Origin of the sequence: Schlesneria sphaerica, assembly GCF_044336245.1 — a bacterium.
In the GTDB taxonomy this organism is placed as follows: Bacteria; Planctomycetota; Planctomycetia; order Planctomycetales; family Planctomycetaceae; genus Schlesneria; species Schlesneria sphaerica.
The window spans coordinates 2,365,350-2,392,222 of the sequence record NZ_CP172346.1 but is presented as its reverse complement, the minus strand read 5'-3'; the positions used below and the strand labels follow the sequence as shown (position 1 = coordinate 2,392,222).

The window sequence follows — 26,873 nt, the reverse complement described above, 5'->3', positions numbered from 1 at the left end:
ACGAATGTGCATTGTCTGCCATGCGAGTTTGGTGGATCAGTGCCGCGAGAATCAGGATCTTCGTTTGAGTTGGGCGGGGATTCCGTACTTTGGTGCAAGCGTGATTTGCGGATTCACGTCAATCCTGGCATTTGGAAGCAAGGTAAAGTGATACTTTTGCCCCACCGTGGCCAGCAGAATTGCCGCTTCCATCATCGCGAAAGTGTTGCCGATACAAATGCGGGGGCCGCCGCCAAACGGAAAATAAGCATACTTTGGGATACGTTTGGCGAGTCCGTCTTCCCAGCGCTCGGGCTGGAACTGGTCGGGGTTGGAGAACCATCGGGCGTCGCGGTGATTAACCCACTGGCTGATGAAGACCGTGTAACCTTTTCTCACACGGTATCCCCCGAGATCCATATCACGAGTCGCCTCACGACCGATGAGATAGACCGGCGGATACACGCGCATCGCTTCCGTGATAACTGCATCCGTGTAGGGCATGCTGGACAGATCCTCGGGTGTCGGTGGTCTGCCTCCGAGCACCCGTTGCCACTCTTCGACGAGCTTGCGTTCGACTTCGGGGTGTTGTGAGATCAGGTACCAGCTCCACGACAGCGTTAACGAGGTTGTCTCGTGTCCTGCCAAATAGAGCGTCATCAATTCGTCGCGCAATTGCTTGTGCGACATCCGCGTCCCATCTTCATCCTGGGCTGAGACAAGTCTCGAAAGCAGATCGTCACCAGAGTGTCCTCGTAAACGACCTGCCTCAATGTAGCCGTCCACAACTGAGAATAGCTCTTTGACGGCATGATTCAGTTTGCGATTCGATCCGACCGGAAGCCAGCGAGGGGGTTTGAGCAGGGTTCGGATTCGGATACTCATCAGGTCGAAGGCGATTCGCAATGGTTCCGTGAACCGGGCGCGATCACCCGGATCGTCCAGTCCAAAGAGAGTTTTCAGCGCGATTGCGCTGGTCAGTGAAGTGAATTCTGCGTGGATGTCCACTTCAGCCCCTGGCTTCCATTTCGCCAGCATGGCCTCCGTCAAGTCAGACATGATCGGGGCATAGGACTGAACACGCTGCTTCAGAAACGCGGGTTGACTGAGTCTGCGCTGCCGCAACCAGAGTTCCCCTTCACTGGTCACCAGACCATTTCCGAGCACCGGCTTGTACGAACGGGCTCCGAAATGCTTGATGTAGTGCTTCGCCTGCGTCACCAGGACTTCTTCTATCAGATCCGGGTTGCTGATGAGAAAGATTCGCCGGGTGCCAAATCGAATACTGGCGACATCACCATAGTCATGGGCAAGCTGGCGGAAGAAATCAAGACGTCCCTGAGTGAACTGGCGCAAGTTCCCACCAATCCACGTCCCTTTGGGGCCCGGTGGTAATGCGGTACTGGACATCTTTCAAATTCCTCCTTGTCACTTCGAATGCCTGTCCCGTGCGGAGTTGTTCGCCCCTCTCGCATTCCCGCCCTTGCGTCCGAATGATTGACTCACGGCAGTCGGCATGGTGATGGGGACTGCGCTAAGACAATTGCACAAAGACAATTGCACAGAAACCTGACGTTCGTTTCCGATCGGCAAGCAGATTTCTATAGGCATGGGAAGCGTAGTGGAACGATGAGGCACCGTGAAGGGCGTCGCTGACGACAGCGGTTTACGGGTGCCGTTCTGGAAGATGGGAAAGAGAGAAGGAGGGCGAAGTGATTCGGAGGCGAGGGTGAAAACGAACAAGCGGAGGCTTTCGCCCCCGCTTGTCGGAATTCAGTTCCAGTACACTCATGTCTGGATGAGACTTTTCGTCACCGCAGCTCTTGAGGCTGCATGCGGCAGATCAGGGCGATCTTAGAACTCGCCAACAACTTCACCGCAGTTGCGAGTGGACAGAGCACCCAGCGTCACGGCAGAGATGTTCTCGCTCAGGAATCGGACCGAACCGTCGCACATGAGTACTTGGCTGCCACCGATGTGGAACGAGTAGATTTCGCTGTCGTTGGTTCGATTCATCGCATAGGGGGTAGCGGCTGTGGTGAGGTTGCATGGGCCGCTTGGCACAGTACAGCTAGCCTTTCCAGTGATCGTTCCGTCGATGGTGGCACCGTCCAGGCTGTAACCACCCTGAATGTCCGCCCAGCCCCATCCGTCCTTGACGGTAGGGATGCCACCGTTCGTGGTGGCTCGACCTGCACGATAAAGTTGGGGACGGCCAGCGTCTTCCACCGCCATCAGCGTGTTTGACATTCCGTCGGTGATGTCAGAAATGCGGGTTGAAGCAAACTTTTTCAGTCCACCGTCCCACTCGTACTTGGTGGGTGAGGGAGGATTGCTGGAATTGATTGTCGCCGTGTTGGTAGCCATTCCCACTGGTGGAGTTGGCAAGCCATGGCTCAGAAAGAATGCTGGGCGGACCGAGTTCATTGAGCCGTAGTCACAAGCACCGTATCCGGCAGCGGGCCAAGGATAGTTGACGTTCATGATGTCAGGTGTGGGAATTGATCGTCCCGACGGGGCAGATGGGCAGACGAAAACGCTTAACTTGGCGCTCGTCGCGGGGATGTTAGCTGGATTGTCCCAGCTCACATTGAAATTGTAAATGTTATACAGAGGGGTCTGATCGAAGAATGGAAGACACATTGTCGTCCAGCTTGTCTGAAAGATGACGGGGCCAGGAGGGCCTGCAAGGTCAATTCGTGCTGGAGGGAATACACCGTGAGTGCTTTCATAGTTAAACAGTGCTAGTCCCATTTGCTTCATATTGTTCTTGCACTGAGTGCGGCGAGCTGCTTCGCGAGCTTGCTGGACGGCGGGCAAAAGCAATGCAATCAAGACTGCGATAATGGCAATCACTACGAGAAGTTCGATCAGCGTGAAACCTCGCGAACGAATCTTAGTTACTGGACGGGACATTCAATTTCCTCAATAACGATTAACGGTGAATTGTGTAAATTCGGAAGATAATACGGGGACTAGTGCAGTTCATCCAAACTCGACGAACTGGGGCAAGTACTTTAGGGGCCTCGTGATCTGTTGGGCCGCAGACTTACCGCCTGAATTCTCTTGTTCGGAAAGATTTGGTGTCGGAGCGTCAGTTATCGCCCGGAAACCATTCGGGGGGGAGTAGCGGTGATTTCGAACGGTTCAAGCACATTCTTGGTTGGCTCGACTTCCACGACCAGGTCGGATTTTTTCGGATCCTGGTACTTCTTCGGCAGCAGCTCTGGTCCGTAGTCGGGCTCGCGAAGATTTGGATTGAGCGGCTTGGCCCAAGAGATCGTCACCGTGTACTCACCTGGCTCTGCTCCGTCGAACTGTCGTTGTGTCGTCAGGCGGAAAGCTCCATCTGGGCCAACGACCGCGGAAGCGGGTTGTGCGTCACTATCCTTGGGAACGAACAGGACGTTTGCGAACTCGGCGGGTTCGCCGTTCACGAAGACACTTCCCTCAACGGGGTAAATGCCTTCGCTGACGCCTGTCGAGCTGAAACATCCGAGATTCGCGACGCAGATTCCAGCCACGATGCTGGCGGAAATCAGTCTTTGCAAGCGTGGAAACATCGTCTCTGAACAAGCTCCTCAAATAAACCTTGATCGATCTGGAGGTCCGGCGAATCATCACACTCGCCGGGGGCTGCCATTGAGCCGGGAATACTAGGATCGGTTTGTTAAGAAGTTGTTAAGAAACTGTGAAATTGCGGATAAGCCGCGAAGAGAGCCATCGAACTCCGTGTTGGCGAGAGCCGATCGGGCGAGCCTGCGACGGTGATCAAGCCTTCATTGCTTGAGGGCTGGCGCAACGCTTGGGTCTCGCGGGCATGGGAAGGAAGTTTGACGAAACTGACACGGGGCGGAGGTCGTCAATGAATGAGCCCCCTTCCGGTCACTTCCGGCAGGGGGCTCAGGTTACAGATTTCGGTGCTTGCGAGTGAGATTGCTTTGCGCGTCATCAGGATATTGGGATTGATGGTCGCGCAAATTCGTCAGAATAGCAGGGATTCAGTCCAGTTTCGTCGCAAACACGTAGAATTCGGTTGGTTCGTCTTTCTTGAAATCATTGTCGCTGGCAATGACGACAACGCGTCTGCCATCAGGCAGCACTGGTCCCAGTGCAATTCCTTCGATTTTTTCGGGGAATTGGTCTCCAGCCAGTCCCAGTTCGGGTGCCAGCAGGTCGAGGAACAGTCGTTTGGCAACCGGTTGTACGCCCGCTGGAATTCCGGTTGAGGGGAGTTTTTCGAGTGAGCTGATGTCGGTCGCGTGAGTCAGGTCAATGTCATAAACACGCTTTGCTTTCGCCTCGGATCCAGGCTTTCCATCTCGTTCGATGACCAGCAGGCGGTTTGGCGACACCCACTCAATTTCACTGCAACCGTGTGATTTGTCTTCGAGTTGGTACAGGAACTCGCGGGATTTGCTGGTGACAAGGTCGTGTTCCCAAATCCGGACGTTCGTTCCCACACGCTTGTTCTGTGCATTGAGCCCACCGTCCTGAATGAGCGGGCTTTGGAGAATGGCGAACAACTTTCGATCGTCACCGCTGAGGGCAAGGCCTTCCCACCCTCGGTTGGCCTGGCGGCCTGACAAATTTCGAGGAGGGAGTTCTTGTTCGGGCGAACCGCTGGGGAATTGGATCTCGTATTTTTTCGGTGTCGGCAGCACCTGGATCAGTTTGCCCGAGCCGTCGAAGTGGCGAACTGACGGACCGTACTCGTCCGCAATGAAGTAGCTCCCTGACTTTGTGGCCCGGATTCCTTCGGGGTCCATGCGCAGGCTGTTTGAGGGTTGAGACGTGTTGAATTGAGTTGATCGGCCGACGTAGTTCACACCCTTGTCGTTGGTGAGGAAATGTGTTCCCACCAGCCGAACTTTCACCGGTTCACTGGCAGCAGGGTCTACGGGAATTTCGACAACCTGGAAGCGGCAGCGGTAAGACGTGGCGCCGTCACCAGGTCCCCGGTCAGGGATCATCACATAGCGATCGCCAGTTCCCAGCCAGGCAATTCCCGAACCGAGTCCACCGAGTTGATTCTGGGGTGTTCCGTCCTCCTGCAAGGCCGTTTCCCCTGAGAGATCCGTCGCGGTGGGGGAGAGGCTGGCCCGACCAACAAGAGAAATCGATTGGGCCTGGCAATGCGTGCCAGCAATGAGGTTCGCCATCAGACTGGCGATCAGTCCCCAGCAGTAGCGTTGATTCAACATCGTAAATTTCCATCAAGAAAGCAGAAGGCAAGGCTCCTGTCAGACAAGTCCGTCTGACCGAGTCGAAAACGGGGCAGATGATTGTCACAGACTAACTGATTGACAAGTGTCAGGAAGCGACCGCAGTCAAGAAACCGATGGTCACAGGAAGAAGCGGTCGCCCAAAGTGAGACATCTAAACGATTTACTCCGATTCGCTGTCATTGATTATTCCCGAATTAAAGAAACCACCAATGCGCAAGGAGAGGCCGCGGTAGGTCGCGATTGACTCATCGAATTGCCCAGACGGATTGACTCAAGTACGTCATTGAATGCGTCATCTCCATCGTGAGGAATTTAGCGGCGTGTACATAATGGTAAGAAACAACCGTTTACATGTGAGCGTGGTAAGATGACTCATCCATACTATCGGTTTGTCTCTTTTAATGATCTGGACAGATGGTGACTGTAGAGGACTTCATGAGCTCAGATTCATGTTACCAACCCAGGCTTCAGAAGTGATTGATAAGATTAGTGTGCGCTGGCGTAATACGCGTTTGGTAGTCCAGCGTAAGTGATCGTTCCGCCTTCGGGTCCCGCCAGCGGGCCGACATCAATTTGCCAGTCGGAATGGGAGATGACTTCGAGGTTGTGCTCGATCACCAGGACGGAATGTCCTTCGGACACGAGCCTTCTGAGAACGTGGAGCAGTTGCTGGATATCGGCGGCGTGGAGTCCCGACGTGGGCTCATCCAGGACGAAAAGAGTGTGGCCGCTCATCGCATTGGATTTCGCCAGTTCCGTTCCGAGTTTGACCCGCTGTGCTTCTCCGCCCGACAGTGTTGCCGCTGACTGTCCAAGTTTGAGATACCCGAGGCCAAGTTCATTGAACACCGTCAGGGACTGTGCCAGTCGGGGAAAGTTTTCGAAGAATTTCGCGGCTTCATCGAGGCTCATTTCCAGCACGTCAGCGACAGATCGTCCTCGGTAAAGGATCGATAACGATGCTGGTGAAAATCGTCGACCATGACATTCGGGGCAGCGAACCCTCCAGTCCGAGAACTGCTTTTCATCAATGGGAGTCTCGCCTCGTCCATGGCAGACGCGACAGCGGGCTGCCGGCACTGTCAGACTGAAGTTTCGCGAAGTGAATCCCAGTCGCCTCGATTCTTTCGTCCTCGCGAAGACCCAGCGAACTTCGTCCCACAATCCGGAATAGGTGGCGGGTGTTGATCGGGAGGATCGACCAAGAGGCGACTGATCGATGCGAACCAGCCGCGTGAGTTGATCGACACCCTCCAGCTTGCGATAGGGGACAGCCGTGATGTTACGCTCACCGAGTGATTGGCGGATTGCAGGAACCAGGGTCTGCATTATGAGAGACGACTTGCCTGAACCACTGACGCCTGTAACGCTGACGATTTTTGTTAAAGGAATTTCGACGGTGACGTCTTTCAGGTTATGCAGCGATGCCCCTTCGAGCCGGATGAGTGGCGTGAATGCATCCTTTGCCTCATTCTCTGGGCCGGACTTGGACTTCTGACGTGTTGATTTTGCGGAAATTTCTGTTCGTGCACGCAGAAATTGGCCGGTGATTGATCCAGGGATCCGGAGTATGTCGTCGGGACTTCCTGCGGCGAGAAGTTGTCCTCCCAGTGATCCCGCACCCGGTCCCAGATCGATTACATAGTCCGCGGTGCGAACGACTTCCAGGTCGTGTTCAACCAGCACGACTGTGTTGCCAGCATCGCGCAGCGTCAGTAGTGATTTCATTAACCGCTTTGTGTCGCTGCTGTGCAGGCCGGCCGTCGGTTCGTCCAGGATATAGCAGACGCCGTTCAACTCACTTCCAAGGCATGCTGCCAATCGGGTCCGTTGCAACTCACCTGCCGAAAGGGTTTCGCAACCTCGGTCGAGCGTCAGATATCCGAGCCCCACTTCGAGCAAAAATGTCAGTCTCGATTCGATTTCCGGAAGAATATGTCGGGCCGCCAGTCGCTCCGCTTCCGTGACGGTTTCAGCAGATGAGCTTTGCGTATCACTGGGAGTCTGGGCGAAACGGTGGTGCCAGCTCTGGATTTGTTCGAGGGCCCGTTCTGGCACCATCGAACAGAATTGTGCGATGTTGATCCCGTCGATATGGACTGCTCGAGGAAGGGCCCCCAGACGAGTCCCCAGGCAGGCATCGCATGTGCGTCTGGCTTCGGTTTCACGTTTGGAACGGAAAGGGTGGAGTTTCCGCTTCTGTTTTGACTCGGCTCGATCGCACGATGCCGGAACGTTCTGGAGTGGAAGTTGGTTCCCCTCCGGAATTGTCGATTCGTCTGAAGTCTCTGAAAGGTGGGTGAGTTCGCCAAGTCCGTGGCAGGTCGAGCAGGCGCCGGCGTGACTGTTGAAACTGAATGAGCGTGATTCAACAGGAGGAAAACTGAGATCGCATCCGGGGCAGGCAAGGTAGTTGCTATAAAGCCGGTCATGCCATTGGCCGTCGATCTCTTCCGAGATGACACATTGTCCGTGGCCCAGTTGAAGGGCAAGATCGACGGATTCTTCCAGTCGAGACTCGACACCCCGTTTCAGGATCAGACGGTCAATCACAATGTCAATATCGTGTGGTCCCGCTTTTTCCAGAGCTGGTGGAGTCGCAGCGTCGACGAGTACACCATCGACCCTGGCCCGGACGTACCCATCCTTCACGATACGCGAGAAAACGTCGGCGTGTGCTCCGGACTGATCCCGCACGATCGGAGATAGAACCATAACTTTCTGACGCTCGAGGCTCTGTGTAATTCGATTGACGATTTCGGTCCTCGATTGCGCCACGACACGTTGACCACATTGCGGACAGTGGAGCTTGCCGACGCGGGCGTAAAGAATGCGGAGATAGTCATAAATGTCAGAGGCCGTTGCGACTGTCGAGCGTCGTCTTGCCCCCGACATCTGCTGCGATACCGATAAGACCGGAGGCAGTCCTTCGATGAAGTCGACGTCAGGTCGCTCGGTCTCCTGCAGGAGGGTGCGTGAATTTGACGAAACCGACGACAGATATCTTCGCCGTCCTTCGGCGAAGATCGTGTCGAATGCAAGCGAGCTCTTTCCACTCCCGCTGACCCCGGTGATCACCGTCAATTTTCCGGTGGGAATCTCCACATTGAGGTTACGCAAATTGTGCGTCCGGGCGCCCACGATCTGGATCGTGGAATGAGGCGGGAAGGGGGAACTCTCAAGTGGGTGTTGCATGCGGGCTTCTGCAGTTCGAGGGATTCAGCTCGGTAAACAGCGGCTCGGCCGTTTCCTGAGAGAGCGATAGTATATCGCATCGATCGGGGGAACTTCAGTTCGGTGCAGGCAATCGCTGACGGGATGCATGTTCAGTGGATCTTTCGAAACATCGACATCCTGTGGGACGATCGTCCCTGTTTGAATGTCATATCAGTGGTTGGTGATGTGAGTGGGGTCGTTCGAGTCTTGATTCACGAAAACCGACCGGCACTTCTCAAAACCGCGGCACTCGTTTGGTCGCAGGCTCCGCGATTGTTATTCTTCCTCCATCGTAGCGTGCGATGGAGCTCGGCTTTCACATCGACGGTAGAACATCTGTTTGGATGATTCTTCGCGTGTGTATTCAGGTGAGCTTCCGACGGCGGAGCCGACTGAATTTGCGAGCCGCGAGCGCAAGCGATCGGTTCTTGGTTTACGGGCAGCGGCACACAGTGGTGCTTCTCGATCCGGGGCGGTGCTTCGGATTTCCAAGAGGATTGCCATCGGGAGGCGCTCCCTGCTGCCAACGATTCACGAGCAAGGTCACGCAGGGTGATTGAGCCGTATTGCATAGCCGTTAACAGGAGCCACACAGACCGATGGCCGCAGAACAATCCGAAGAGCTTTCTAACAAAAAACAACAGATTCGCGAACAGGCCCATGCCAATCGAAACGCTCAGGAGAACAAAGATGAACTGAGCCGTGAGATTGTCGCACGGTGCATGAGTTTGCCTGAATACAAGAACGCGCAGACGGTGTTGTTCTATATCGATGTTCGCAGTGAAGTTCGCACGCGTAACGACCTCGTCAATGCACTCTCCAGCGGAAAAAAAATCGTTGTCCCCTACTGCGTTGACGGTGAACTCGAATTATTCCATCTGGAAAATTATGACGAACTGGCGATCGGCATGTACAAGATTCTAGAGCCGAAGGAAGAGCTTCGTTCTGTTTCGTCAAAGAAAGTTGATGTCAAAGACATCGACCTGATCATCGTGCCGGGAGTGGCTTTCGATCGTCGTGGCGGGAGAACCGGTCACGGGAAAGGTTATTACGACAAGTTGCTCGAACACGCTCGTCCTGACACGCCACTGGTCGCGCTGGCATTCGAATGCCAGATGTTCGATGAAATTCCGATGCAGGAGCACGACGTGTTCATGGATAAAGTCGTGACCGAGAAGGCAAGCTACGACGGTCTTGGACGTAAGTAGAACTTTCCATCCCCTTTTCCCCAAAGAGCACCTGACGTGACCACATTGTCTGACGCGATTGTTGAAGATACCTACGCCGAGGGGTTTCGCAGCATCTATGCGGAGGTGCTCATCACCGCGCGAGACCGTACGTGGCTGGATCACGCCTGTAACGCCGCGACCGGCCATGCCTCCAGCAGTATATTCTGTGAGTGCGAAGCGGGCATTGATCGCTACGTTGGTCCTGGGGGGGACGAATCGTTTCCTACGCCGGATGGACGTCCTGGTGCGATCGTGCAGTTTCACGTGCCTCGGTTTAAGAAAGACCGCGAGAAGTTGCTGGAAAAAGTACTTTTGCATCGGCTGAGTCAAAATGTACTGACATGCCCGACGGCTTCCTGTTTCAACCTGATCGACTCGGACCCCTACTTTAAGCTCGGGCGTAAAATTGCCTTGTTTGGTGACGGGCATCAGTTCCGTGACCACCGCTATGGTCGCAAGGTTTGGGGGCTGCCAATTATGGGGGGGGAGTTTATCATTGACCGTCGGTTCGGATTTTCCGACGGAGTGATGGGGGGAAACCTGTGGTTCTTCGCGGAATCGCTGGATGCGTCACTGGCCGCTGCAGAACTGGGGGTCGCGGCACTGGCAAAAGTTCCCGGGACAATTGCTCCGTTTCCAGGGGGGATCGCGGCGAGCGGCTCGAAGGCGGGCAGTGCTTACTCTTTTCTGTTTGCCAGTACCAATCACCCGTTCTGTCCAACGCTCCGTAAGAAACTCGGGGACCAGTCACAGGTGCCTGAAGGGGTGAACTCCATCATGGAGATCATCATCAACGGTCGCGATCTGGCCACTGTCTCCGCGGGCACGCAGGCCATCATTGACGCAACCCGAAATAGCCCTGGACTGAAGAAAATCTCGGCAGGCAATTATGGTGGACGATTGGGGAAGAGCTTCATCTACCTTCGTCCAGAACTGCATACCTGAGTTGCAGACGTTTCTCGCATAAAGCGTAAACGCCACAGGCACTCGAATAGGATTCGAGTGCCTGTGGCGTTCAAGTGCTACTTTATGGTCTTCAAGACCAGAATCATTTCATCTCGTATTCCGTTTCTTTCGCGGCATCGCCATCGAACGACTTCCGGAATGATTCGGCAGCGGCTGTGACCGTCTTCTCCGGTCCCGTCAGACGCAGGAAGTAAACGCCCTTATCGGGGATTGCGAGGACGACGCTGACAGAGCGATAGCCTGGCATGGGAGTCTTTTTGCCAGCAAAGGGGCCGCCAGAGGATTGCAGGTAGGTCCCGGTAATATCATTGACATAATACTTACCCTGCTCGCATTCTCCCCGGCTGAGCTTGATTTTACGCCCTTCTGCTGTGAACTGATCAATCCATCGCTTGAAGTTCGCGTCGATTCCCCCGCCGTCACCTTCGAACGAAGAAATGACCAGTTCCGTGGCTGGTTTGTCACCTTCAGCGGGTGGGAGCTTGAATTGGCCGAGGCGAAGATTGTTAGAAGGCTTTTCCTGTTTCCAGTCTGCCGGGACTTTCAGCTTGATGGCTTTAATGGTCACGGATTTGGTCTCGCCCGACTCGCTCTCCTGAGCAAATGCGGGAGCAAGCCGGTGGGAAGTCGGGAGGCCCGACACAACGCAGACAAAGAGCGCAAAAGTGAGAGAAGCGTGCTTCCAGTTGGTCATTGAATATCCTTTCGCAAGAGGCCGAAGGTGTCCTGAGGTTTACCAGAGCGACAGGGGTCGCAGCTGCACCAGTATGTCGTTCTGATTCTCAGCTTGCCATCCCGTGGCGGGATATCGTGGGACATCTCCACTTGCCACTGAAGTGGGGCGGGAATGTCGCGAGTGACTCACTGGCCGAACAGGAAACCTCCGTTCAGCGGTCAGCCAGCATTCTCATTCCGGGGACCTGTTGCCATCAGGCGGTGTCATTCAGCGGAGAGAGGTAACAGGTGTAAACGGAGGAGTCGCCGTGTGGCCCTCTTCATCAATTTGTGAGAGTTCCACCTGGGGTTCGAAAGGTCGGGAAAGATTCCAGGCCGTCTCATGGCCATCTGCGTAACCCGACTGATAACCGAAGTACCAGCAACTATAAAAAGCCCACAGCGAAAGTGGGGCAGCCCAAAAGATCCAGCCGTGACTCGCCATCGCCAAGTCTCCCGCGTCAGTTGATCAAGTTGGTGACTTCATTTCCCTTCAAGGTCAATTCAATCTTCCGCGTTGTCCACGTCTACCCCAACGAGTGTGTGGCGTCAATACGATACTGAGCTGGCCGCGTGGTATTGTCTGAAGCGACACCAAAGAAAAGGGCTCGGTAACCTTTTCGGTTAGCGAGCCCGCTCTTTCATCCGTGGGATGTGAGGACTCAGTCGAGTCGCTTCACTCGGATGTTCTTGAAATGGACGGTGCTGCCCGGATCATGAGCCTGCAGTGCGAACGTTCCTTTGTCGATCTTGCGGGTGAAGTCTGCACCAGCGACCTTGTCATCGGGTTCGGTGTAGTCAACAACAACTTTGTCGTTGATCTTGACGATGATTCGCTTCCCTTTCACGATCACTGTCTCGGTGTACCATTCGTGATCGGGGACATGTTTCTCCAGCACGTCGACCACGCCGTACAGACTTCCGGTACGCTTGGGGTCACCCTGAGTGTTGTTAACCTGAGCTTCGAACCCGTATTTCGGCCATCCCTCAGGCTGGAACTTGGTGTGGAAGTAGATCCCGCCATTGCTGTTGGGCTCTGTCTTGACGTCGGCCCGGAATTCAAAGTTCGTGAAGGGCTTGTCATCACCCACATAGAACAGGTGGCTGCGGGAGCCGTTGGCGACGATGGCGCCGTCCTTGATTTTCCAGCTTTCGGGGCTTTCGTTGATCTTCCAGCCATCGAATGATTTGCCGTCGAACAGTTGGATGAAACCATCCTTGTCCGGTTCAGCAGCCCACCCCAGAGTGCTCAGCGAGACGATCGCCAATGCCACCAATCCAAGAAAACTTTTCATAACATTCCTGTCTGCTCAGAAGTCAAATCCAAGTCAATGTCAGTGGGTCGGCACATGCTTCCCCCGAACAGAGTCTAGTTTGGCGGAAGAATCCACGCGTGTAAACGCATTCGCGCGAGGAAGCGCCCCTCAGAGATGAAAAGTGATTCCTGGTCCGCCGGGAATCAGCCCGGGCGGGGGAACAATCACCCTCGAAGCGGATTGGCAATGAAACCGCAGGCGGAACGATAAGGCTCGCTGCAAGCCGACACGGGATTGCACGTTGTTAACGCTGGCGGCCGTGGCGGACTATCCGTGACGTACGCTGACTCGAAACTGGAACGGAGAGGTCATTCCTCCCAGCACAATAATGTTGTCGCCGAAGTCCAGAACTTTTTCCTGTTCGTCCGAAGGGCCGCCAATCACGGTGTCGTTCACCAGGATTCCCAGTGACGATCCCATATCTCTCACGACGATCTTGCCGTTTTCCATGTCGATCATCGCGTGATTGCGTGAGACATTGTAGGGCTGACGGTCTTCCAGAAAGAGGTCATTGCCATCCGATTGCCGCCGATCACGCTGCGACGATGATCGGCCGATTCGGAATGGGAAATTCGTAATGGGTAGTGACGCGTGAGGCAACGATGACGCGGCAGTCCGGGTTAACGGATAGAGGGTGGCCGTCAGTGCCTCGACCGGTCGAATGGCCGTTGTGAGACACTGCTCGCGCGAGGTCAAATCCTTCAGTCGTTCCAGGATCGAATGGATATAAGCGTTCACTTCGGTCGGAACGGAACTCAGCGCCTGTTCAAACTCATCCCGGGTGATGGCAGAAAGACGGGCAGGCTTAATCACCCGCGCAGAAACTGTGTGCGGCGTTTCGGTGAGAAGGCTCAATTCACCAAAGACTTCGCCAGGACCGAGTTGCGCCTCCCGGTCATTAGAATCAAACGTGCCACGTCGAAGCTCTACGGCACCCGAATGAATAAGGTAGGCTTTCTTGGAAAGATCCCCGGGCATGAATACGACCGCCCCTGCGGGGTACTCGTAATGTTCCATAAAAACCACCTCCGAAGAACAGAACGTAACCTTCATTCAAGTGACTAACAAGAATGAAAGCTGACGACCTGAGTACGGGTCAAATCAGATACGGAAACTTCGAATCCTGCAACCGCAAAATTGCATTTTCCTGGCAGTGGCAACGTATCATCATTGAATCTGTTTTGCCACTCTTTGGTTGTCGAAAAATGCGTTATTGGACGTTTCCCGACTCGGTTTCGAGCGAATAGATACAGTTGCCTCTTTACTGTTCGCGTGTTTATTAACTTTGTTTGAAAACAGCCTGAAGTTGGCAGGTGCCGTAGTGGGCTCAGTCTGAGGAAAGGGGGAGATGACTTTCCACTCTGCTGAAGTTAGACTCGACTTATTGGTCCCCACGCGCCGGTCCCCTGGTTTTCGACAGTGAGGTGATTTTGGATGAATGGAGTTGGGGCATGTGTCACGTGGGTAACTTCTTCGACGAAATCGACGTCTTGGAAGCGTTTCCCGTAAAGACTCGCGTGATCGAGAAACAGACGGCCAGCCGATTCTCACGAGGGGCCGATCTGTTTGTAGCGGTCGTAATTGGCGTTGACTTAGGATATTCTGCAAAGCTCACGGGCTCGTTTAAGAAGTCTTCAGGACTCACAAACTTTTGCAGTAATTCAGGAGCCGATGCCTGATGTCAGCTTGGCTCGCCAATCACTTTTTCAATCCCGGGTTTGTCGCGGGGGGCGCACTCCTTGTCGCCCTTCCGATCGCCATTCACCTCATCAATCGAGTGCAGTATCGGCGAGTTCGATTTGCAGCGATGGAGTTTCTGCTGCAAAGTCAGAAACGGAATCAGCGGCGCCTGCTGCTGGAGCAGCTGTTGTTGTTGCTGCTTCGCATCTTGATTGTGATCGGGTTGGTCCTGCTAATCTCCAGGTTGATCCTCAATCCTGCGCAGATGTCGATTTTTCGCGGCGCTCAAACTCATCATCTCGTCCTGATCGATGACAGCTTGTCGATGAAAGAGAGATGGGAAGATACGAGTGGCTTTGAGCAGGCGATCAAGGTCGTCAACCAGATTGCAGCGGGGGGAGCGCAACAGCCCAATACTCAGAAGCTGACCTTGCTGAGGCTTTCACAGCCTGAGCAGCCGTTCTTCGTTGAGAGGAATGTCAACGAAGACTTTGTTGCGGAACTGCTTGCCAAACTCGATCCACAGACATTTAAGTGCACGAACCAGTCACTCGATTTAACGACGGGCCTGCTGGAGGCGAAGAAGTTCTTCGCGGAAGACAATGGCAACATCCATCATCTTCACGTGATCTCTGATTTTCGCGAGCGTGACTGGCGGGATCAGAAGGCCATTACTTCGGCCATTGAAGGGCTCGCCGAGAACGGGGTTTCGGTCAATCTTGTCCGTGCAGTTCCTGAAGCTCATGCCAACCTGACAGTTGTTGAACTGACCGGTGACATCCAGGTCGCTGCCGTTGATGTTCCGCTGCGAATGCGTGTCACGGTCAAGAACAATGGCTCGCAGGTCGCGTCGAATGTGCGCCTTTCCGTTTCTGATAACAACAACAAACTTCCCACGAGTGTTCTGCTGGAGAAAATCGAACCGCAGACGGAGGTCACTCAGGAGTTCGAAATTCGACTGGCCACTCCGTCGACGCACAAGATTCGAGTCAGTCTGGATTCAGATGCACTGTCGGAAGATAACGACCGGTCCATCGCGGTCGACGTACCGCAGGCTGTCTCGGTGCTGCTGGTCGACGGTGATTCGTCGGGAGATGCGGCTTCGTACATCGCAGACGCAATTGCAGCGGATCCCAAGGCCACGGGTTACCTGGCCACGATTGAGAGTGTCGAAGCCCTTCGTCGCCGTCCACTGGATGGCTTCGCCTGTATCTACCTCATAAACGTCCCGGAATTGCCCGCCGATTCCATCGATGCGCTCGAACGTTACGTCGCTGACGGGGGGGGATTGGCGTGGTTCGTAGGAGAGTCGATCCGGCCCGCACATTACAACTCAGAGCTTTACCGGAACGGGACGGGGTTATTCCCGATTCCGCTGGAGAGTGCTCCGAAGGAATTGATTCTTGATCCGACCAGTCCTGGCGCAGACATCCTGACATCGAAACACCCGCTGTTCCGAATCTTTGCGGGTGAGGATAACGCGCTGGTGAAACTCGTTCGAATCTTTCAGTTTATGCCCGCGGCAAAAGACTGGGTGCGCGACGATCAGGTCCGGATGGACCGTGTGCAAACCATGGCGTCGCTGCGAAGCAAGGATTCGCTTTTCCTGGAGCACCGCTTTGGAAAAGGGCGGGTAATCACGTGTCTCACGACGGCTCAACCTGACTGGAACAACTGGGCGACCGATAACAGTTTTGTCGTCGTCCAACTGGAACTCGTCAAATCTCTCGCACGAACGGATCGCATCCCCGAACAGCGACAAGTCGGTGAGCCCATCGTCCTGGCCCTCGATCCCGCAGAGTACTCAGATTCTGTTGAAATTGAAACGCCCGGCGAAGAGGGCGATCGAATGACAAGACTGCAGGCATCACCCGAAAGTGCCGGTGAAACCGGTGGGCAGGGGCAATCCGAGGACGGAACTCTTACCCAGGGAATTGAAGCTCCGGTGGCAAACGATGGATCGCTGAATTTGAGAGCTGTCTTTCGAAACACCGACCAGCCCGGAGTCTATACCGTTCGATTGTTGAAACAGAGCCAGGCAAGCGAAGAGAGACTCATTGCCTTCAACACGGCCCCGGGCGAAGGGGAGCTGGCTTTGGCGACTTCGGCGGATCTGCGAAAGCGAATGGGGAACGCCTCTGGCGCCACTATTCAGGAATTCGGGCGTTTGGACTGGGTCGAAGGACGCGAGGCCGGATCAGAAATTCGGCAGTGGCTCTTGTGGTTGCTGGGAACTCTTTTCGTGCTTGAGCAAGCTCTGGCCTACAAACTGAGTTATCATCCACCGCAAGCAGTCAAGACGCTGAAATTCTCAGAATGAATGGAATCGTAAAATGGACGACGCAAGTATCCATCCCGGGCAGCCTGATCGCGATCGGCTGATTTGTCCTCACTCAAGTGGCCATTGAGGAACAACGTTTTGATAAGGTTGAGGGATTGGCTTTCTTGTTTCACAGATCTCCTGAATGAGACCCGTTGATGTTTGATCTCAACCCAGGATCGATGCTTTCCGTTGTTGCCGCGGTCGACACGGCCACGCTGACGGTGCGTGAGTTCGACTGGCCAACAACGTCCCTGGGCTGGCTGCTCTTAATTGGCGGTTCGGTGCTGTTTGTGGCATGGTCGATCTGGCTCTATCTTCGCGACACAGCGGACCTTCGCTGGTATTGGCGAGTCTGGTTAATCCTGCTGCGCGTCGGCATCCTCGCATCGCTGCTCGTGATTGCCCTGAATCCCTCAGACCGGACCCAGAAAGAATCCTACCGACCGTCTCGTGTTGGCATCCTGGTGGACACTTCTCTTTCCATGCGGCATCCCGCGGGAAATCCATCCGAGCGTGAGTCTCCCGGCACCGCCACCGGTCCTTCAAGGGCGGACGAAGTCAAACGGCTGCTTGTGACATCGAATCTTGTCGAGACACTGCGAAAGCAGCATGAGGTGAGCATCTTCACTTACGATTCGGGACTGGTCGGTCCCCATCGGGTCTTCCCCCGCACGGGAGGTGAATCGACCAGCAACGGTGATGTCGTACCGGAATCGGAATCACCACTGGACTGGGAGGAACTGCTGCGGCCTCGCGGTCTCGAGTCACGATTGGGGGAAAGCCTCGATGAACTGATTCGTCTCTCTGCAGGTAAGACCCTGTCGGGACTTGTCGTCATGACGGACGGTGCGTCCAATGCCGGGATCGATCCCGCGACGACACACGACCGAGCCATCGCCACCAAGTCCCGTTTGATTGCTGTCGGCACGGGAACAACCGAGCAACCTGTGAATCTGGCGGTCTCTGAAATCGCCTCACCTACGGATGTCCAGATGGGCGATCCTTTCGAAATCACTGCCTTCATTCAGGGGAATGGTTTGGCAGGACGAGAGGTCGACGTGGAACTGTTGATGAAGTCTGGGGCGGACGTTGAGCCTGTTGCAGTCGAACGGAAAAAGGCCACGCTGCTGGAGGATTCACTCCCGGTGGAGGTCAAGTTCTCGCGAAATCCCACCGAAGCGGGGCGAGTGACCTACGTCGTTCGAGCATCTACGCCCAACCGAATCGCGGAGTTCAATTCACAGGACAACGAATTGTCCTTCACCGTCAACACGTTCGATCGACCTACTCGCGTTTTGCTGGTCGCCGGGGGGCCAATGCGAGATTACCAGTTCGTCCGTAACCTTCTGTTCCGGCACAAGTCATTCGATGTCGATGTCTATCTGCAGTCCGGAGGGCCCGGGACGAGTCAGGAATCGAACAGGTTGCTCACCGCATTTCCCGCAGCCAAAGAAGAACTGTACGAGTACGACGTCGTGATGGCGTTTGACCCGGATTGGAAGAGTATCCCGGCCGAGTCTTTCAAAACTCTGTCAGACTGGGTCAGTCTCGAAGGGGGAGGATTGATCCTCGTTGCCGGCGACGTGAATACACCCACCCTGGCGGGGATGAGTGATGCTGCTGCTTCCGGAGCGGCGGGGGACGAGGCATACCGGCCATTACTCGAACTCTATCCTGTTTTCCTCAGCTCCTACTTCACCTCGTCTCGTTTTGACCAGGACTCCACACAGCCATGGCCCGTTAAGTTTAGCAAAGAGGGGCAAAGTCTGGGGTTCCTCCAATTGACCGACGACCCCGTCACTTCTGCCGCTCGCTGGAAAGCATTCCCCGGAATTTATCGCTGCTACCCCACGAATGGGCATAAGGCCGGTGCGAAGGTCTACGCGAACTTTTCGGACCCCCGTGCCGCAGGTGAGCCCCCCGTCTTGATGGCGGGGCAACCACTGAGCAAAGGCTTTGTTTTCTACCTTGGCAGTGCAGAGATGTGGCGGCTGCGGTCGGTGAGCGAAGACGACTATGACCGGTTCTGGATTAAGACCATTCGCGAAGTGGGACAAGGTCGCTCCAAACGCGGCACCAAGCGAGGCCTGCTGATGCCAGACAGTCGAAAACTGCTGATCGGTCAGACGCTGCGCGTACGAGCACGTGTCCTCGACGCGAAATATGATCCCCTCGAAGCGGAAACAGTGACCCTGGATATCCACGACCCTGCTGGAAAACCACTCACTCCGCCCCGTCAATTGCGTCGTGATCCTTCCAGTCCCGGTGTTTTCACGGGTGATTTTCGTGTCAGCCTGCCCGGTACCTACAAGCTCGATTTACTGCTTCCGGATTCGCGCGAGCGTGTCACCGACGAAATCGTGGTTGCGCTGCCAAAGCTGGAAGATGAGAATATCCGGCAGAACGTCAGGTTGCTGACCGACCTCGTTCGCGATACCGGGGGGAAGTACCTGACTGTGGACGAAGCGATTGTCGAACTGCCAGGCCTGTTGCCTGACCGGGGGGAACAGTTCTATGTCCCCGAACGTCTGAGAACGCTGTGGGATCGTCAGTGGGTGATGTACCTGCTGGTCTCGATTCTTTCGATCGAGTGGCTGACGAGAAAGATCCTGAAGCTGGCCTGACGGCTGGCTCAGGCCAGCGATTCCGCATCCCCAGAAGTTAAAAGCTCAAGAGCGGTCCATGACTACGCCGAACCAACTTCCCGCTGAAGCTCTTTCTATCCTTGATCAGCTCAAGTCACGAATCCGTTCCTATGTATTCTGGGAAGGGCTGGCTCTCGTCGTTGTCGTACTCGGCGTACTCTTCTGGTCCAGTTTCGCCTTTGACTGGGCCTATTTTCAGCTCAGTCACCTGGAGCTTCCTCGCTGGTTTCGCGCAGCCGTCTTAATCGCCGGAATTTCACTCGTCACTTTGGGGGCCTGTTCGTGGATCGGGCTGCGGTTGTTTCGCGGGTTCCGCACCAAGGCACTCGCGCTGGTCCTTGAACGGCGATTTCCCGAACTGGACGATCGACTGATAACGGCCGTTGAAGCGTCTGAAGGTCTCCTTGAGACGGATTCGCCCGTCACTGCGGCCATGTTGCAGCGGACACTGAAGGATGTCACCAGTACGGCATCCCGGCTGGATCTGGGTTCAGTTTTTGACAGTCGCCCTCTTCGCCGAGCGATTGTCGGCGCCGTTGTTCTGGTTGCATCGGTCTTCGGAATGATGGTGGTGGACTCCGCGGCGATGGAACGCTGGGCCGCCGGCTATTTGGGACTGAAGGATGGCTACTGGACCCGGGAAACCGAACTGGTAATGAAAGTCGTGGTTCAACCTGGGGACCGAGTTCGGGATTTTGTGGAAGGCCACTATCGACATCCGAAAGGGGGGGACCTCACGGTCGTTGTTGAAGTGCCGGAAGGAAAAAAGCCCCCCCGCCGAATTCGACTCGACAGCCAGATGGGGCGCCGTACAACCCAGATCTGGCTGACCCCTTCTGCCGATCAGGTCTTCCGACATACGTTTGTCGGATTGATTGAAGGGGCTCAACTTTGGGTCTCTGGAGGGGACTACCGCCATTCAGATCCTTACCTTGTCGACGTTGTTCCGCCCCCGGAGGTCACTCGGGTGACGCTGCACAGTCTGTTCCCGGAATATACGGGTCTTAACACCGTTAGCAGTGCTGGTGTGGAACGGACATCGAACGAGCTGAATGGCTCTCAGATTTCGCTTCCATTGCAGACCGACTTCATCCTGGAGATTACTGCCAACAAACCGCTGACTCAGGCCAGAATCGAAGGGGATGTTGGACCTGATCGGTGGGAGATCACGCTCACTCACGGTGCGACTGGTGCTCCGGAAGCGTTGATTTCGATGAAATCTCAAGATGGCAAGACTCAACTTCAACTTCCGATCGTCGTCGGAGCTGGACAACCGCAGTTCTGGTCGAACGACCGCCTCACGTTCTCGATGCCGTTCATCTTGAGAGCGGATGCCGCCGCCATACTCCCCGGTCTATTGAGTGCCGCATCGGCCGCCGGAACGTCTCCCCTCTTGCCACTGCCGATGCCTCCGGACAGCCTTGTGCGAATTACGCTCGAGGATGTCGATCAGATCACCAGTTCCACACCAGCCCGCTTCACAATCAACGGGATCGTAGATCAACCCCCTGTGATCGAGTCACGGCTGAAGGGGATCGGCACCTCAATTACTCGCAAGGCCAGAATTCCGATCGCTGGAACCATCACAGACGACTATGGGATCGCGAATGCAGAGTTTGAGTTCCGGGTAGACGACGCTCAGGAATGGCAGAAGCGTTCATTTGCGGCACCACCTCTGCCGGATTCGAGAGAGTTCACGCTGAAGCGCGCTGAAAACGAGGAATTTGAGCGGTTCGATGTACTTCCGCTAGATCTATCGACGAAGCAGCGACTGACGCTCACGGTCTCTGCCCTTGATGGCTGCACGGTGTCGGACGGTGGCCCGCTCCAGCCAGTGGATCCTAACGCGGTGGGGGATGCAGCTCCTGCCCCGAGTGCCGCTCACCGCTCGCAGGGTATCAAGTTCACCTTCACGATTATTCCCGAAGAAGAACTTCTTTCGATGCTGTACGGCCGGGAACTGAATCTGCGCAAACGTGTCGAACAGATCATTTCCGAGTGTAAAGGAACACTTCAGGAGTTGCGTACTCAGCACGAAAAACTGCTCGATTCAGGACTCAAGGGTTCGCAGAGTTCTGAGCAGATCAGTCAGATGATCAAGGCCAATTCACAAGGTTTGAATGCAGCAGCAGATCGGTCGCTCCATGGCATTCGCAAGAACGCGATCGAGACAGTTGGTGTCGAATCCGCATTTGCCGATATCCGCGAAGAGCTGATCAACAATGCGGCAGATACGCCAGCCATGCTGGAACGGCTTGATCGACGAATCCTGTCACCACTCAATGCCATCAACATGACCAACTTTCCCAGCCTCGACAGTTCTTTAGGGCTCTTCAGATTGGCGCTCGATAAGAGCACGAATCCCGCATCCTCGCTGGAGACGTCAATCGATCAGTTGTCCACGTTGATCGCCCGGTTAGAAGAGGTGCTTGGTGAAATGGCCGAAATGGCTCGTTTCGACGCGGTTCTGGAAGAACTCAAGAAGACGATTAACGACGAACTCAAGCTGCTCGAGGAAACCAAGCGAAAGCGTAAGGAAAGAGCGATCCGGGCACTGGAGTGACCGACGGGTGGGCCCGGTGCCGGGAGGTCCGCGAGAGAGACACAGAATAGCACTGGCCCGAGCGTTCCGGAAACGGAAAACTCGGGCCGCCTGCTTCAACGGAACTTCACTCGGGTAGCTGGTGAGTTCGGCCTTTCCCCGCATTGAGCCGTTCGAACTGCCCGGAGAGAAGAACCAGCTTTTCAGATGTGACCTTCACCGCGGCTTCTGCGTCTGCAACTTGCTTTTGAAGTTCTGGAGTGATCACCGCTTCGGCCGCTGCTTTATCCAATGTGGTCTTGGCCACAGCGGCGGCTTCCGTTGCCAGCTTGAGTTTGTCTGTGCATTCGGTCACTGACAGCTCCGCCTTTTTAGTCTCTTCTGCAGCTTTCTCTCGAGAAGCTTTCGCCTTATTCAATGCAGCGACCGCTGCGCTCAGGGCCTCTTCCCCGGCTTTGAGCTGCTGATTCGCCTTAGCAGCAGCATCCATCTCTTCCTTCAACCGGTCTGCTAGTGTGTCGAGGTTCTTCCTGGCTGAGGCGGCGGCCTCTTTCAGACTGGCATCGTCGGGACTGGCAGCCAGGGCCGCGTCTGCCTTTTCAGCATCCTTCTTCGCAACTTCAGCCGCTTCGGTTGCGGTTTTCACTTTTGCTTTGTGTTCGCTTGCTGCCTGAAGTGCGGCATCCTTCGCTTTTGCTGCATTCGAGTGCGCCACCTGGGCGGCAGTCAATTCTCCCTCTGATGTCTCAAACGCTTTCCGTCTGGCGTTGAGTTCCGCCTCTGCCTGGGTCTTTGATTTCGTCAGGCGCTCGACTTGGGAGGAGGTGTCTGCCAAGACTTGGGCGGCGGATTCTTCCGCTTTCTTCCGTTCGGCAATTTGCCGGTTCAGCGATTCGAGGTTCGTCGCAGCCTGCTTGGCTGCGGCTTCTGCGGAGGCTTTCGACTGAGCGGCAATTGCGATCTGTTGTTCGAGTGGAGGTGGGTTAGTCAAAAGCTGGCTGACAATGGCTCCATCTTTGGCGTTCCAGACGCGGACGATCCCCGACAGATCGCCTGCCAGCAGAAAATCGTTCTCGGAATCGAATGTCACTTCCATTCCGATATCCGTCAGTCCTCCAAAAGCGCGAATCGCTGTCCCGTTGAAGTCCCAGAGCTTCGCCGTATTGTCGCGACCGGTGGAAGCGATGCGGTTGTCACGAGAGATCTCGATCCCCGTGACGCCTCCTCCGTGTGCACCCCAGTTTTTAATCAGGGTTCCATTCTGCATTTCCCACAACCGAATGGTCGTATCTTCACTGCACGAGGCCAGAATATTGCTATCGGGTGACCAACTGACATCGCTCAGTGCTGCGGTATGTCCGGTCAGTACGTAGAACTCTCGGCCGGTGAATGCTTCCCACACGATCAGGCCATTGCTGCGATCGGCAGTTGCCAGCAAGACGCCATCGGGGCTGAACTCCAGCGCCGTGATCCAGTCGGTGTGTTTGTTTTTCTCGTAGAGTAATTCTCCGGTCGATGTATCGTAAACGCGTACGATTTTCTTGGGGCCACCCAGAGCCACCTGCGTATGGTCTGGGCTGATATCGGCGGCCAGAACAACGTCATACTCAGAACCAACCTCGGCGACTCGCTTGCCCGATTTGACATCCCACAAGACCACCTTGCCCGAGTGGGCTCCGCGTCCACCCCCCGCGAGCAGCCACTGTCCATTGCGACTGAACTTCAGGACGTGTGCCACTCCTTCTGGGAAGGGGAGAATCCCCGCGACTTCGCTTGTCCTCGTGTCATACAGAATGACTTGCTTGTGTCCCGCCACTGCGACGAGTGGCGACCATGGGTTTGCGGCGAGGGCCGTGATGCCATTACCGCGCTGGGAAATGACTACAGGCTCGAGCGGGAGGTTCTCGGGCATCGGAGCTGGGCCGGCAGGACGCTGATTGGAGACCGTCACCATTGCAACGGCCACGTTCTTTTTCGCCTTGGCTTTACTGCCACTGTTTTCGAGAGCCCCCCCCTCGATCCATTTCCGAATTAATTCGAGTTGCTCGTCAGGCAGCTTGGGCTGCTGCGGAGGCATCTTGGGTTCAGATAAGTGTGCTACGACGAGGTAAAGCTGACTTTGCGAAGCGTCACCATCGGTGTGGATCACTTCACCGGAAGCGCCCCCTTGCATGGCCAGGCCGTAGTTGTCGAGAACCAGATCCCCTTTTTTGTCATTCGTGTTGTGGCAGGAACCACATTTTTCACGAAAGATGGGCAGAATATGCTGATCGAACGTGATCTTTTCTTCTTTGGGTGCCGCCTTCTCTTCCGCCTGGGTAGATCCCGAAAACAGACTGAGTGCGACCAGACAGATAGCGAAGGAACGCATAACCAATCACTCCACGAATTCATCGGGTCACGAGGACCGCAAAACTGGATTGCGAGAGTCGCATTAAGTGAGCTTCTCGCAGATCAGGTGTTTTCAATTACCGGCCACTCTCGTATGTCGATTGGACAGGATGAGAGGGGGGGGAGTGCCGGGGCGGGGGGGCAACCCCATCAACCCCGGCACCCAGGTTTGCTCGCCCTGGTCGGCTAATGGTTGAACAGGAACTCGCGGCTGTTGAGAAGTGCCCAGAAGATATCTTCGAGCGAACGCTTAATGTCGTTCCCTTCGGCAAACAGTGGCCGCAAAGCGCTAATCTCGTCAGGGGTTGGCTTCCGGCTGAGACAGCGAATATAGAGCCGTTCAACGATCTGTTCCGGGGTGAGGTTTTCGCCCTGCAAGCTTGCGACCAAGCCTCCCTGAACAATCTTCTGGTTCGATGTTTCGCCATTGAGGAGATGAAGCGCTTGTGAAAGCGTCGGTTCCATTTTGACTTCACACGAACAGGCCGTCTCGCGCGTGGCGCGCCCGAACGTCGTCAGAAAGTAGGTGCTGGTTGCGCCGTCGGCGATCTGGACCGCTCGTGCTCCCACAGGCAGTAATGGAAACTTATCCTGGGTGGACGTGACCTGGCTGATGATATCCAGCATCGACTCGGCCTTGATGCGTCGTAGCGTTTGCGAGGCGAAGTTGCGTTCGTCCGTGGCGTTGCTGGCGTTCTTTTCGGTCGAACGCTGATAGGCCTCTGACCGGCAAATGTCCCGTACCAATGACTTGAAGTTGTAATTTGATTCTGTGAACCGTCGCGCAAGTTCGACAAGGAGTGGTTCGTTCGATGCGGGGTTACTGACGCGGACATCGTCGACAGGCTCCACAATCCCGATACCGAAGAAGTGGTGCCAGATCCGGTTCACGAAGTTCTGAGCAAAGTAGGGATTTTTGGGAGAAGCAAGCCATTCGGCCAGGACTTCACGTCGATCCTTTCCGGCGACATCGGCAGGGCCACCTCCGAGGAACTCGGGAAGCATGACGCGACCGCCGACGGGATGATTGACTTCGCCACCTCCCGCGTTGAAGACAATTGTCTCACGATAATCTTCACCTTGTTTACGCCCCACTTGCCTGAAAAATGCGGCGAACGAGTAGTAGTCATCCATCGTCCAGCGATCAAACGGGTGGTTGTGACACTGGGTGCACTGGATGCGCATTCCCATGAAGATCTGAGCGACGTTCTCACTGACTTTCAGCACGTCAGGTTCGATCTGATAGAAGTTGGTCGCAGGATTCTTGAACGTACCACCGCTGGCCCCCAGAATGTCTCGAACCATTTTGTCGAGCGGCACGTTGTCGGCGATCTGTTCGCTGAGCCAGGTGTAATAAAGCGTGATCGATTTCGGACTCGTCTGAATCGAGGAACGCATCATCAGCCATTCGGCCCATTTGCTGACCCACAGTTCTGTGAATTCCTTGCGGTTTAGCAGCTCATCGATCAGCTTGTCACGCTTGTCGGGCTCGGCACTGGTAATAAATCGCGTGTATTCCGCTTCCGAGGGGACTTGTCCTACCAGGTCGACATAAACGCGACGCAGGAAGGCTTCGTCGGCTGCCTTCACGGATGGATCGATTCGCAGCTTCTTCAGTTTCTGATTGACCAACTCGTCAATGTAGTTGACCTGGGGTTTTGAAACGTCTTCGTAGACCAACCCTTTCGGCAATACCACGAAGTGGGAGCCAACGGTGAATGTGGCAAAGCGAGCCATGACGAAGGCTTCACCGCGTGCTCCGGCCGTGATGATTCCATCCTGTGAAATTGAGGCTGAGGTGTCATTATTGGAAAGATACAGAGCCAGTGAGGTGACGTCCCGATCCGTTCCGTCAGAGTATTTGGCTCGTGCAGTGACTGCCTGCTGAGCCCCTTCACCGTCGAGGACTCCATCGCGTGGATAAATCTCCAGGCCAATGCATGTGGCGACGTTTGCGGGATCGCTGGGACAGCCGGCCGAGATCCAGTCGATGACGGTATTGCAGATTTCAGAGTCTCTCTCGAATCGCTTTCCCCCCGTATGAGGGACGACGCCAACCGATTTTTCGATGATCAGACTGGCTTCGGGAATACTCAGGTCAATGCGGCGACCGGGAAGTTCACGCGTAATCCGCTGGTAATCTCCATCGGGATCGTACCCGAACAGGGACAGGCGAAAGCCATCCTTCCCACGTGCTGCTCCGTGACAGCTTCCTGTGTTGCAACCGGTCTTCATCCAGACAGGCATGACGTCGAGTTTAAAACTGATGGGCCGCGATTCCGCTGCTCGTTCGACCTTCACGGGGATCGTTTGGGACTTACCGCCATATTCGACTTTCAGTTCGGTCTGCCCGTCGGCGACGGGATGGAACGTCGTCCCCTCACGGCGACAGAGTGCGGGGTTTGCCAAGGTGAATTTGGCTTCTTTGCCAATATCACGCGTGATTCCATCCGCTTGGACTGCCTGGACCACGACGCGTTGCCGGTCGCTGTGGGTCGTGAGGTTCACTTCGGGAGGGTAGACATTAATTTGTACCAGCGGCGAATCTGCTGCCATCAAGTTTTGACAGAGAGTCAGCATCGCGCACGTCAGCAACGGTACAAGAGGTGAGAACCGAGGCATTTCATTGTCCCTAATATTTCGT

At 55.2% G+C, this 26,873-nt stretch carries 17 protein-coding genes; 6 read left to right on the top strand and 11 right to left on the bottom strand.

All coding sequences use genetic code 11. From position 1 onward, the window contains the following. Positions 1-51: 51 nt before the first annotated feature. From ACGY09_RS08780 to ACGY09_RS08760, 5 genes are all read right to left on the bottom strand, one after another. Positions 52-1,389 (bottom strand): cytochrome P450, encoded by a 1,338-nt coding sequence (locus ACGY09_RS08780; protein WP_397571251.1) that lies wholly within the window; start codon positions 1,387-1,389, stop codon positions 52-54. A gap of 444 nt (positions 1,390-1,833) precedes the next feature. Continuing rightward, positions 1,834-2,895: a DUF1559 domain-containing protein gene (locus ACGY09_RS08775; RefSeq protein ID WP_373650661.1), complete on the bottom strand. Its 1,062-nt coding sequence runs from the start codon at positions 2,893-2,895 to the stop codon at positions 1,834-1,836. Between the two features lie 182 nt (positions 2,896-3,077). Next, entirely contained in the window at positions 3,078-3,542 is a 465-nt protein-coding gene (locus ACGY09_RS08770; RefSeq protein ID WP_373650662.1) for a hypothetical protein, read from the bottom strand. A gap of 438 nt (positions 3,543-3,980) precedes the next feature. Next, a complete protein-coding gene (locus ACGY09_RS08765) occupies positions 3,981-5,183 on the bottom strand; it encodes an esterase-like activity of phytase family protein (protein ID WP_397571250.1) in 1,203 nt (400 codons plus the stop codon). A 510-nt stretch (positions 5,184-5,693) separates the two neighbouring features. Beyond that, on the bottom strand, positions 5,694-8,402 hold the full coding sequence (locus tag ACGY09_RS08760) for an excinuclease ABC subunit UvrA (protein ID WP_397571249.1): 2,709 nt from the start codon (positions 8,400-8,402) through the stop codon (positions 5,694-5,696). 620 nt (positions 8,403-9,022) lie between these two features. Between ACGY09_RS08760 and ACGY09_RS08755 the strand changes: the two genes are divergently transcribed. After that, on the top strand, positions 9,023-9,631 hold the full coding sequence (locus tag ACGY09_RS08755) for a 5-formyltetrahydrofolate cyclo-ligase (protein WP_397571248.1): 609 nt from the start codon (positions 9,023-9,025) through the stop codon (positions 9,629-9,631). Between the two features lie 36 nt (positions 9,632-9,667). Further along, entirely contained in the window at positions 9,668-10,597 is a 930-nt protein-coding gene (gene fhcD, locus ACGY09_RS08750; RefSeq protein WP_397571247.1) for a formylmethanofuran--tetrahydromethanopterin N-formyltransferase, read from the top strand. Between the two features lie 103 nt (positions 10,598-10,700). Here the strand turns inward: fhcD and ACGY09_RS08745 are convergent, their stop codons facing one another. From ACGY09_RS08745 to ACGY09_RS08730, 4 genes are all read right to left on the bottom strand, one after another. Beyond that, on the bottom strand, positions 10,701-11,312 hold the full coding sequence (locus tag ACGY09_RS08745) for a hypothetical protein (RefSeq protein WP_373650667.1): 612 nt from the start codon (positions 11,310-11,312) through the stop codon (positions 10,701-10,703). 249 nt (positions 11,313-11,561) lie between these two features. Next, on the bottom strand, positions 11,562-11,777 hold the full coding sequence (locus tag ACGY09_RS08740) for a hypothetical protein (protein ID WP_373650668.1): 216 nt from the start codon (positions 11,775-11,777) through the stop codon (positions 11,562-11,564). 217 nt (positions 11,778-11,994) lie between these two features. Next, complete coding sequence (locus tag ACGY09_RS08735) at positions 11,995-12,627, bottom strand: DUF1080 domain-containing protein (protein ID WP_397571246.1); 633 nt, start codon at positions 12,625-12,627, stop codon at positions 11,995-11,997. A gap of 288 nt (positions 12,628-12,915) precedes the next feature. Further along, positions 12,916-13,665, bottom strand: a complete 750-nt coding sequence (locus tag ACGY09_RS08730; protein WP_373650670.1) for a cyclic nucleotide-binding domain-containing protein — start codon at positions 13,663-13,665, stop codon at positions 12,916-12,918. Positions 13,666-14,099: 434 nt separating this feature from the next. Here ACGY09_RS08730 and ACGY09_RS08725 point away from each other — a divergent pair, with 434 nt between their 5' ends. The 4 genes from ACGY09_RS08725 (at position 14,100) to ACGY09_RS08710 (ending at position 21,859) form a co-directional block, all read left to right on the top strand. Beyond that, complete coding sequence (locus ACGY09_RS08725; RefSeq protein WP_397571245.1) at positions 14,100-14,327, top strand: hypothetical protein; 228 nt, start codon at positions 14,100-14,102, stop codon at positions 14,325-14,327. Then, positions 14,327-16,648 carry a BatA domain-containing protein gene (locus tag ACGY09_RS08720; protein ID WP_397571244.1) on the top strand — a complete coding sequence of 774 codons (2,322 nt, stop codon included), beginning with the start codon at positions 14,327-14,329 and terminating at the stop codon, positions 16,646-16,648. The genes ACGY09_RS08725 and ACGY09_RS08720 overlap by 1 nt, the downstream gene beginning before the upstream one ends. 158 nt (positions 16,649-16,806) lie before the next feature. Beyond that, positions 16,807-19,275 (top strand): hypothetical protein, encoded by a 2,469-nt coding sequence (locus tag ACGY09_RS08715; protein ID WP_373650672.1) that lies wholly within the window; start codon positions 16,807-16,809, stop codon positions 19,273-19,275. 58 nt (positions 19,276-19,333) lie between these two features. Then, positions 19,334-21,859, top strand: coding sequence for a hypothetical protein (locus ACGY09_RS08710; RefSeq protein ID WP_397571243.1), 2,526 nt, complete (start codon positions 19,334-19,336; stop codon positions 21,857-21,859). Positions 21,860-21,965: 106 nt separating this feature from the next. Here ACGY09_RS08710 and ACGY09_RS08705 read toward each other — a convergent pair whose 3' ends face one another. Both ACGY09_RS08705 and ACGY09_RS08700 read right to left on the bottom strand, forming a co-directional pair. Then, positions 21,966-24,209 (bottom strand): c-type cytochrome domain-containing protein, encoded by a 2,244-nt coding sequence (locus ACGY09_RS08705; RefSeq protein WP_397571242.1) that lies wholly within the window; start codon positions 24,207-24,209, stop codon positions 21,966-21,968. 206 nt (positions 24,210-24,415) lie between these two features. Next, the gene (locus tag ACGY09_RS08700) at positions 24,416-26,785 is read right to left on the bottom strand and encodes a DUF1549 and DUF1553 domain-containing protein (RefSeq protein ID WP_397571241.1); all 2,370 of its coding nucleotides are present in this window, start codon (positions 26,783-26,785) and stop codon (positions 24,416-24,418) included. Between the last annotated feature and the right edge of the window lie 88 nt (positions 26,786-26,873).